Below are 7525 nucleotides of genomic sequence, written 5' to 3' on the forward strand. Positions count from 1 at the left end.
GCGGCTATTGCTTGACCTGGTTGGCGAGGAGCGTGGCCAGCGCCGAGGTGAGTCGCACCGCCGCGTTGAGATCGATGTTCTCGTCCGGCCCGTGCGGGTTCGACGCCGGGGTGACGATTCCGAGCGGGATGACCGTCGCCTCGGGGAAACGCCGGGCCAGGATCCCGAGCGGCGGCACCGTGGCTCCGCCACCGCATTCAGCCGCGGGGCCGCCATATCCGGCAGCAGCGGCCTCGTCCAGCAAGGACCGCAGACCATCGGGAACCGTGGCCGACCATCCGTCCTCGGCGCCGTGCACGTCCACACGCACGGCAGCACCGCTCGGTGGATCGGCTTCCAGCACGGTGCGCAACGTCTCGGCCGCTTTGGCGGCACGAATGGTAGGTGGCAAGCGGATCGACAAGCGGACCGTTGTCGACTCTCTGAGGACGCTGCCGGCCGCGTCGGTCGGAGGCATCCCGTCGACTCCGACATAGGCCACGCTGGGCGACCATGACTGGGCGATGAGCTGGTCTGCCGGACCCGTTGCCTGGGGCCGGACCCCGGGCAGGAGCGGTAGTCCCGCTGAGATGCCGCCGGCCCGCCGCACTTGCCGCAGCAGCGCATCTCGGTGACCGGCGGGCACTTCGGCGTGGAGTTCCGGGAGGAGGCAGATTCCCGTTTCCGAGCTCTCGATCCGATCCAGGAGCGAACGCATCAGCCGGAACGAGGAGGGCGCGACGCCTCCGGCCATTCCCGAATGCATGCCCTGCCGGGCTACGGCGACCGAAAGGTCGGCCACGATGATGCCGCGCATCGACGAGCTGTGCCACAGGGTCTCTGCGTCGGGCACGAAGGTGTCGAGGCAGACGATGAGCTCGGGGTGGCCCAGCAACTCACCATGGGCGTCGAGGTGGGCGGGAAGGTCGACACTGCTGGACTCTTCGGAGGTCTCCATGAGCAGGACGACTCGGGGGTGAGCGCGGCCTTTGGCGCGCAGTGCCTCGAGGGCGGAGACGACTGCCACGGGCACGTACTTGTCGTCGCCAGTGCCTCGGCCGTACAAAGTGGACTCGCGTAAAACCGGCCGGAACGGATCTGCTGCGGACCAGCCACCACCTGCCGGCTGGACGTCGAGATGGCCGTATACGAGCACCGGCGGGTCTTGAGTGTCGGCGCCATTGCCGGGAGCGTAAGCGGGGATCTCCGCGATCAGCAGTGGCGTTCGTCCGTCCAGTCGCAGGACTTGCGCCGTTACGCCGGGCAGGTCAGCCCGCTCGATGAGCCACGACGCGACCTGCTCGACCGTAGCCACCAACGCGCCATGGGCGGCCCAGGCGGAATCGAATGCGGGGGAGACGCTCGGCACGGCTACGAACTCGGACAACGTGGCATGGTGCTCCCGCCACCAGGCGGCGTGGACATGGTCGACGAGTGACGACCTGGACTCGGCGTCCGGAGCAGGCTCCGGCGGCGGATCGGCGATGGTCTTGGTCACCACACCGGCTCCTTCCGTTCGACGGGCATTCCACCGCCCTGCGTCGTCGCTTCGGTCGCCTCACTATCGCGCACCATCGCAACACCCCGGCGCAGCACGTCGGTGATAGCCCCGCGAAGACTCATTTCTCCGTACGGACTCTGCGCGGTCGCCGGCCCAGGAGGCTGGGTGCGGAGCGTCGTCGTTCCGCCCGGGTCGACCACCACAAGGTCTGCGTCACAGCCGGGTTCGATCCGGCCCTTGGTGACGAGACCGAAGGTGTCAGCCGGGCCGCGAGAGGCAAGCCGGACGATGTCCGAAGGAGTGAGCCAGCCCTCGCCTATTGCACCATCAAGGAGAAGCGGCACGAGCGAATCGAGCCCGGGAAGGCCGTTGCCCGCTTGGGCGAAGTCAGCCAGCGGCTTTTCTTCCGCGACGTAGCCGCAGTGATCGCTGGCAAGGACGTCGATGCCCGAATGTGGGTCGGCGGCCAATCGGCGCATGGCCTCGACACTTGACGTCGAACGCAACGGTGGCGTGACCCGGCCGAGCGACCCGAGCGGTGCACCGGAATCGAGCGTCATGTAGTGGGCGCACGATTCTCCCCGGACGCTCGTGCCGAGCTGGCGGGCGCGCCTGAGCGCAGCCACCGCGACTTCCGACGACAGGTGGGCGACATAGAGCCTCGCGCCGACGGCACGAGCTGCTGCTGCAGCGAGAGAGACTGCCGCGGCCTCGAGATCGGGGGCACGCCGGCGGTCGTGTTCGGAGAGAGTCTCCGCGGACCCCGACAGACTGTCGAGGACTGCCAGTACGTCGCCAGGCTCGGCGTGAACGACAACAGGCAGGCCGGCGTCGGCCGCATCGTGCAGCACAAGCGTGAGTTGCGACGGCGTGACCATGACTGCGGGATCTGCGTGAGACATGAACGCCTTCACCGACACCACGCCCGGTACCGCTGCGATGTGGCGCAGCTGGTCGCGCAGGCGCTCGCCAGACCCGGTTGTGGAACCCACCCGGTCCGGGGTGATGCGAACGTGAAAACCGTGGTCGGCCGCTCCGCGTGCTGCCTCCAGGCCGGCGCGTTCAACGGCGGATCTGAGGGACTCGTCGCGCTGTGGGTAGAAATGATCGAGAACTGTGGTGATGCCGCTCGCGGGCGCGGCATCGCCGACGCTGGCGAGGGTCTCGGCGTGGATCGGATGGACGTGCGCGTCCACGAACCCGGGCAGCAGCCATGCGCCGCCGATGTCGAGGCGGGCAGGCGCGTCGAGCGTGCCCGCCCCGGCGACCTGAGTGATGCGTCCTCCGGAGATCAGGACGTCGACCGGCCCCAGGTCGGGGCGGTCAGGCAGGAGACCGCCGCGGACCACGGTGAGTGTTGCGGCGGGGATGGTGGTCACTCGAGACCGTCCTTCCGGTGTCGGTTGGCTGCGGGGGCCGGAACGTCGTTCAAGCAGACGACGCAGAAAGTGGTCGACCTTCGAATAGTCATCACTGTAGTGTGCACTGTTGTGAATAGCGAGCAGATTGACCAGATTCGCCCGAGGACCGCAGCTCGCACCCGCGGCATCCCGCCGTCGGCGACGCTCGCCCTCTCCCAGGACATTGCGGCCGCCGCCGCCCAGGGGCGGAACCTGCTCAACCTGGCCGGCGGCGACCCTGACGCCGACACGCCTCCGCACATCGTCGACGCGGCCGTGCGTGCGCTTCGTTCGGGCCGAACCCACTACGCGCCCGGACGTGGTACCCCTGAGCTGCGCGCAGCCATAGCCGAGGCCGCGTCGTTGCTCCCGATCGAGCGAAACCCGGACACCGAGGTCCTCGTCACGGGCTCTGCCAAGCTCGCGCTCGCGACGGCGCTCGACGCGCTCGTCGATCCGGGCGATGAAGTCGTGCTACTGGCACCCGCCTGGGTGAGCTACGCACCGCTGGTCGAACTCCGGGGCGGTACACCCGTGGAACTCCCGCTCAGTGCCGACGACGGATACCGGCTGACCGCGGACGCCCTGCGGGCCGTAGGCAGCCACAAAACGGTTGCCGTCATCGTCAACACCCCCTGCAATCCGACCGGGCATGTGCTCGACGAGGGCGAGGTCGCGGCTGTTGCGCAGGTTGCTCGCGAACGTGACTGGACGATCATCAGCGACGAGGTCTACGCGCGGCTGATCCTGGACGGTGAGCATCGATCCCCGGCCGTGGCAGCGCCTGAGCGGACGATCGTCGTAGACGGGGTGTCGAAGGGTTTCGCCATGACCGGATGGCGACTGGGCTGGCTGCACGGTCCCGCCGACCTGGTTGGCGCGGCGGCATTGGTGTTCGGGCACACGGTCTCGTGCGCACCGACGTTCGTGCAGGATGCCGCGGTCGTGGCGTTGACGGCTCCTGAGTCGGCCCCCGCCGTCAACGCCATGGTGGAGGTGTATCGCCGTCGCCGCGCCGTCATGCTGCAGGAGTTGTCCGGCTGCCCTGGCGTCCGGATTGCAGCTCCGCAGGGGGCCTTCTATCTCTTCCCTGATGTTTCGGGGACCGGATTGGACGGAACGGGTTTCAGCCGGCACCTTCTGGCTGCGGCCGACGTGGCCGTGCTGCCGGGCGTCGCCTTCGGTGAAGCTTTCGCCGATCACGTACGACTGTCACTGGCCACGCCGGACGACCTCCTCCTTGAAGGTGTGCGACGGATGAAAGCGCAGGCTGCGGCTCTCACTGCAGTCCGCTGAGTGAATTTTCGGATCCAACCATGGAAGGACGCGTGTCCATGACGTCCCACGACAGCCCGAACCCGGCTCACTCGATCACGAAGGCCACCGCGCTACCTGACGACCTGGAGCTCGTCAGTCAAGGCCCCCCGGGGTCAGGAACGCACCTGATGCTTTCCGCCCTGGCTGACGCGCTCTTGCAGGCGGGACTGACCCGGACGCCACCCATCACCGTCGCTTCGGATCTGGACGGCGGAGCCGCCCTGCTCCACGTTGCGACCGGCGGCCCCGGCGCACTCGGTAGCTGCACGCCGGCGTATCTCACGACTCCTGTCGTGCACGGACTGACCGAGACGTGGCGGAGCCTGACACCCGTTGCAGGCCTCGTCAGCGACAGCTACATCCTCGTCGTCCCCAGCGGCACCGTGGCCAGCCCTGCGGAGTTGTTCGCCGGAGCGACCACTGCCGTTGTGCCGAAGGCAGGCGGGAACACCCACATCCAGGCCATGCTCCTCAGCGAGGCGACCGGCACCGAAGTCTCGGTCATCGTCGAGCACGACCCCGCGGAGCTCCGCAGGCTCCTCGACCGCGGGCAAGCCAACTGGACCACCGGGGTCTACAGCGACTTCGCGGCCGAGTTGGCGGCCGGGCGACTCGAGGTGCTGGCGACATTCGGCGCCGAACCCGTCATGTCCACCGGCATGACCGCCGAGACCATGAGAACGTTGCGGGAGCAGGGGATTGACGTCACCTTCCCGCTCTGGCGCGGAGTGATCGCCCCCGGAGGGCTGCCCACCTCCGTCGCGGACGCGTGGGCCGAGATGCTGCCACAGGTGCTGGTCCAGCCGGCCTGGCTCGAGTACACCAGCGAACAGCGCCAGCGCACCACCTACCTGTCCGCGGAGCAGTTCACCGGCCTCCTTGCCGACGAAGAGGTCCGCTACCGGCGTTGGCTCGCGGCCCTCGACGGCTGACCGGACCCGAGACAAGGAGTGAGGACAACATGGACACCCCGCAGACGAACACTGACATCGCTGCCGACGCGCACTACCCCCACGGCATCATCCAGGCCGTGACCGCGCACGACGTGCCGGACGTGGTGATCGACCCGGGCCAGGAGCACTCTCGCCGGCTCGTGACCAAGCGCAGGCAGGGGTCGCAGTCGCTGAGCTTCCATATCACCACCTACACGGCGAACTACGAGAGCTCGGTGAGCGGGGATGGGCTGTATGAGGTGGTGATGTACTGCATCAGCGGCTCGACACGCGTCGTTGTCCACGACGGCCGGGTTCTCGATGTACTGCCCGGGACAGCCCTTTACCTTCCTACCGAGTTCTCCTACACCCACACCGTCGGCCCCGACGGGCTGGTCATGGCGGTGGCGTGCAACCCGCCGAAGGAGTGATCACAGCCACCGGCCGAAGTGGGAGGGAAGCACCAAAGGTGCTTCCCTCCGCCGGAATACTGGCGAACGACGATCGCTGAAGCTCGAAGCTAGAAGGAGCCGATCATTCCGCCGTCGGCTCGCAGCTGCACTCCGGTGATGTAGGAGGCGCCGGGGGAACACAAGAACGCCACGGCCGCTGCGAACTCTGCGGGTTCTCCGTATCGGCCGGCAGGAATGGCGGCTTGCGAAGCCGCCCGGATTTCCTCCACCGAGGTCGCCGTCGCATCGGCTCGGGCCGAGTCGAGGGCGGCCACCCGGCCCGTGGCGATACGTCCCGGCAGCACCATGTTGATCGTGACTCCCCGGTCGGCGACATCGGAGGCCAGGGACTTCAGGTAGGCGGCGAGTGCAGCACGTCCGAGGTTCGACAAGGCAAGAGTCGGGATCGGCTGCTGGACCCCACTTGAGCCAATGGCGACGACGCGGCCCCAACCGGCCGCGAGCATCTCGGGCAAGACCGTGCGCACCACGCTGATCTGCGACAGCAGCAGTGGCCGGAGAGCAGCGGCGGCAGCGGCGGCGTCGACGTCGACGGCACGCGCAGGAGGCGGACCGCCTGCGTTGAGTACCAGGACATCGACCCTCGGGCCTGCGGCGAGTGCTGTCGCGAGTGCGGTAACCCCGTCCGGCCCATCCTCAGACGCAGTGAGGTCCACGGCGACGCCGCGGTGGCCGTGGCCGGGCAATCCGGCCGCAGCCTGCTCGGCACGAGTGGCGTCCCGAGACGTGACGGTGACTTGGGCGCCGGTGGCGGCCAGTGCGCTGGCGGTGGCCAGGCCGAGGCCGGTCGAGCCGCCGAGCACGAGCGCGTGCCGGCCGGTGAGGTCGCCGCTCACAGATGCGCTCCTGCAGTAGCCGTGGGGTCGGTGGCCGACAGGCGGCTGACCATTTCACGGAGCTCGCCCAGCGAGCGTTCATCTCCTGCCGCGGCCGGGCGCCGGGTCGTGGGACCGGCGATCGCACCGCGCTCGGCCAGCAACTGCTTGCGCAATGCGACGCCGCCGACACCGAGCTGTGCCTCGTAACGGATCAGCGGCATCCAGTGGTGGAAGACCCTCCAGGCACCTTCGACGTCGCCCGCGGCGTACCGGCGGTGAATGTCGACGAGGACCTCGGGGTAGCCGAAGCCCGTCATTATGCCGACCGCGCCGCGATCCAGTTCCTCGAGAAGGTAGAGCCCGCCGAGTCCGCCGTAGCAAGAGGCGGTCGGTGCGGCGTCAAGGATGCCGGAGACCTTCGTGGGACTGGGGATCTGTTCGACCTTGACTGCGGCGATCCCGTCGACCGAGCACAGTTCGCCGATTGTTGCCGACGTCATCGTGACGCCGGTGGTGACAGGCTCGTCCTGGATCACGATGGGCAGCAAGCCGGCGTCGGCAACTGCGATGTAGTGCGCGAGTTGAAGTGTGGGTGTGGTGGCGGCGCGGGGCGGGGCGATCATGACCGCGGTCGCACCGATTTCGGCGGCTCGACGCGTTCGCTCGATGGCCACAACTGTGGACTCTGCCGTGCAGCCGGCCACGACGGGAACGTCGCCGGCCACGTCCACAACCGTCCCCAAGACGACATCCCGCTCGCGGTCGGAGAGCTTGTGTGCCTCACCCATGATGCCGAGCGGAACCAGACCGGCGACCCCGGCGTCGACGGTCCACCGGGTGAGCGTGCGGAGACTCTCGACATCCACCTCCTCGCCGGGGGTGAAGGGTGTGACCATGATGTTGAGGAGGCCGGGCGGCACACTGGAGAGTGCGCGGGCCTTGGCCGGCGGCTGAGGGGAGGACTGGGACGCCTGGGGTTCGGTTGGCATGGTGTCTCCGGTGTTGGTGTGTGAGGCCAGCATCACTATAGTGGTCACTGTAGTGTAAGTGTGGTGGGGAGAGGAGTCGCTTGTGTCCAGGACTGCCGCGGCGCGGTGGACGGTTG

General features: G+C 68.3%; 7 protein-coding genes. 3 read left to right on the plus strand and 4 right to left on the minus strand.

Annotated elements, in window-relative coordinates; all coding sequences use genetic code 11:
* Positions 1-4 precede the first annotated feature (4 nt).
* Together LOZ83_RS28695 and LOZ83_RS28700 are read right to left on the minus strand one after the other, a co-directional pair.
* Positions 5-1477, minus strand: a complete 1473-nt coding sequence (locus LOZ83_RS28695; RefSeq protein WP_236794826.1) for a M20/M25/M40 family metallo-hydrolase — start codon at positions 1475-1477, stop codon at positions 5-7.
* On the minus strand, positions 1474-2859 hold the full coding sequence (locus LOZ83_RS28700) for a dihydroorotase family protein (protein ID WP_236794827.1): 1386 nt from the start codon (positions 2857-2859) through the stop codon (positions 1474-1476). Before LOZ83_RS28700 ends, LOZ83_RS28695 begins: the two co-directional genes overlap by 4 nt.
* Before the next feature lie 111 nt (positions 2860-2970).
* Between LOZ83_RS28700 and LOZ83_RS28705 the strand changes: the two genes are divergently transcribed.
* The 3 genes from LOZ83_RS28705 to LOZ83_RS28715 all read left to right on the plus strand — a co-directional run bounded on the left by LOZ83_RS28705 (position 2971) and on the right by LOZ83_RS28715 (position 5560).
* The gene (locus LOZ83_RS28705; protein ID WP_236794828.1) at positions 2971-4176 is read left to right on the plus strand and encodes a pyridoxal phosphate-dependent aminotransferase; all 1206 of its coding nucleotides are present in this window, start codon (positions 2971-2973) and stop codon (positions 4174-4176) included.
* A 149-nt stretch (positions 4177-4325) separates the two neighbouring features.
* Positions 4326-5129 carry a hypothetical protein gene (locus tag LOZ83_RS28710; protein ID WP_236794829.1) on the plus strand — a complete coding sequence of 268 codons (804 nt, stop codon included), beginning with the start codon at positions 4326-4328 and terminating at the stop codon, positions 5127-5129.
* A gap of 29 nt (positions 5130-5158) precedes the next feature.
* The gene (locus LOZ83_RS28715) at positions 5159-5560 is read left to right on the plus strand and encodes an ectoine synthase (RefSeq protein WP_236794830.1); all 402 of its coding nucleotides are present in this window, start codon (positions 5159-5161) and stop codon (positions 5558-5560) included.
* Between the two features lie 89 nt (positions 5561-5649).
* Here LOZ83_RS28715 and LOZ83_RS28720 read toward each other — a convergent pair whose 3' ends face one another.
* Together LOZ83_RS28720 and LOZ83_RS28725 are read right to left on the minus strand one after the other, a co-directional pair.
* The gene (locus LOZ83_RS28720) at positions 5650-6438 is read right to left on the minus strand and encodes an SDR family oxidoreductase (RefSeq protein ID WP_236794831.1); all 789 of its coding nucleotides are present in this window, start codon (positions 6436-6438) and stop codon (positions 5650-5652) included.
* The coding region (locus LOZ83_RS28725; RefSeq protein ID WP_236794832.1) for a dihydrodipicolinate synthase family protein at positions 6435-7525 on the minus strand (1091 nt) is incomplete at its 5' end. The genes LOZ83_RS28720 and LOZ83_RS28725, both read right to left, overlap by 4 nt.

The sequence above is a fragment of the Amycolatopsis sp. GM8 genome (assembly GCF_021653975.1).
Classification (GTDB): Bacteria; Actinomycetota; Actinomycetes; order Mycobacteriales; family Pseudonocardiaceae; genus Amycolatopsis_E.